We start from the raw sequence: 1465 nt of genomic DNA, 5'->3' as shown, positions 1-1465 counted from the left end.
GGTCAGGCCGCTTTCTCAATGGGAGACGGATAGCCCAGGCTCAAAACCTCCACTTCAACGCAGGTCTTGCCGAAGTGGCGCAGCATCGTTTTGGCCGAAGGCCAGAACGGCAAGTACGACGTGTGGGATTCGTTGAGCCTCGGGAAGTGCTCGGCGGCGCGGCGCTTGCCAAACGTCCTGACTAGCTTTGCCTTTTGCTGTGCGCTGTAGAACGGGCGGACGATGGGGCGGCAGAAGCGCTTTGCCTCCTCGCAGTCACCCTTGACCCACCCCATATCGCGTATGCCATTGACGTACACGCACAGGATGTACTTAAGCGGCTTCTCCCGCTCGACGCGGAGGTCAACGGTGTAGCCATCGCACTTGAGTTGCACCATGCCGTAGGGGCTGGCCAGCTCGTACTCAATAGCGATGATCTGCTCACGGGTCAGTTTTGCCACATCACTCTCCTTTGCTCTTCGTCGCTGCCTTTTCTGGCCGTCCCGCCATGACCGCGAACACGTTGATAACCGTCGCCGCGATCAGGAACGCCCAAGCGACGTAACGAAAAAAATCGACCATCCAGCTCACTCCTCCGCGTCGCCACGCTGCTCAGCGCGACGATGCTCGATGAAGGCCAGGACGATCACGGCGCTGGCAAGAACGTGGGCCAGCAGAACGACCCCTTCAGAACTCATCCCACACCCCCTGTTGGCTTTGGTTTGGCTGCTCATCAGTGCCTGGTCACCACACCAGGCAGACGCCCGCTCACGCGGGCGTTTCGCTTGCCGCGTGGGGTCAGTTCACCAGCGCCTTGAGGTCGCTGCCCGGCTTGAACTTGGGCACGCGGGCTGCGGCCACCTCGATTTCTTCGCCCGTGCGCGGGTTGCGTGCGACACGTGCGGCGCGCTCGGTTACGCTGAAAGTGCCGAAGCCGATCAGGGTGACGTTCTCGTCGTTCGCTAGGCCGGCCTTGATACCGCCCAGCGTCGCCTCCAACGCCTTGGTCGCGTCCGCCTTGGTCCAGCCGGTTGCGACGGTGATGTGGTCGATCAGATCAGGCTTGTTCATGGTTCGATTTCCTTGTTGGTTGGGTTGCCGGGTTAAGCCGACCCGGCGCGGGTTGTACTCATCACGGCGGCCATAAATTCGATGGCGTCGCGTGTGTGGTTGCACGAGTCCTTGAAGACGTAAAGGGCATCCGCCTTCGCGCTGTCGATCGCCGCTTGCCACTCAGTCGTTATCGCTTGCTGGCCGGTAACGAGGAAGTAGTCCCCGTCAGGCAAATGGCGCACACCGTCTTTCCAAGTGATGCCGATGGGCTTGCCATCTTCAACAGCTAGTAGTGCGATCTGGAGAGTCTTAGGCGTAGTCATTGCGCGCGCTCAGACCTTGGCGATATCGAGCAGCACCGCCTCGTACTCGTCGCTGCCCTCAATGCGCTTGTAGAACCGCACGTAGCTCTTGGTGCCGACCACCTGGAGGC

At 60.8% G+C, this 1465-nt stretch carries 4 protein-coding genes and 1 other RNA gene; all 5 read right to left on the bottom strand.

The genetic code is table 11. From position 1 onward, the window contains the following. Positions 1-2: 2 nt before the first annotated feature. Positions 3-440 carry a hypothetical protein gene (locus JHD73_RS27690; RefSeq protein WP_199033327.1) on the bottom strand — a complete coding sequence of 146 codons (438 nt, stop codon included), beginning with the start codon at positions 438-440 and terminating at the stop codon, positions 3-5. A gap of 259 nt (positions 441-699) precedes the next feature. After that, positions 700-766: hammerhead ribozyme type II (locus tag JHD73_RS27685), an RNA gene on the bottom strand. A gap of 11 nt (positions 767-777) precedes the next feature. Continuing rightward, positions 778-1050, bottom strand: a complete 273-nt coding sequence (locus tag JHD73_RS27680) for an HU family DNA-binding protein (RefSeq protein WP_199033326.1) — start codon at positions 1048-1050, stop codon at positions 778-780. Between the two features lie 32 nt (positions 1051-1082). Further along, positions 1083-1355 (bottom strand): hypothetical protein, encoded by a 273-nt coding sequence (locus JHD73_RS27675; protein WP_199033325.1) that lies wholly within the window; start codon positions 1353-1355, stop codon positions 1083-1085. 9 nt (positions 1356-1364) lie between these two features. Then, positions 1365-1457 carry a DUF3164 family protein gene (locus JHD73_RS27670; RefSeq protein ID WP_368735567.1) on the bottom strand — a complete coding sequence of 31 codons (93 nt, stop codon included), beginning with the start codon at positions 1455-1457 and terminating at the stop codon, positions 1365-1367. Positions 1458-1465 lie beyond the last annotated feature (8 nt).

The organism is Ralstonia sp. ASV6 (genome assembly GCF_016429285.1).
Taxonomy (GTDB): Bacteria; Pseudomonadota; Gammaproteobacteria; order Burkholderiales; family Burkholderiaceae; genus Ralstonia; species Ralstonia flaminis.
Note: the sequence above shows the minus strand (reverse complement) of the source record. Positions and strands in the feature narration are given on the sequence as shown.

Coding starts and splice junctions, on each gene's coding strand:
- JHD73_RS27680 (WP_199033326.1), bottom strand. CDS start 1,050: ATGAACAAGCCTGATCTGATCGACCACATCACCGTCGCAACCGGCTGG.
- JHD73_RS27675 (WP_199033325.1), bottom strand. CDS start 1,355: ATGACTACGCCTAAGACTCTCCAGATCGCACTACTAGCTGTTGAAGAT.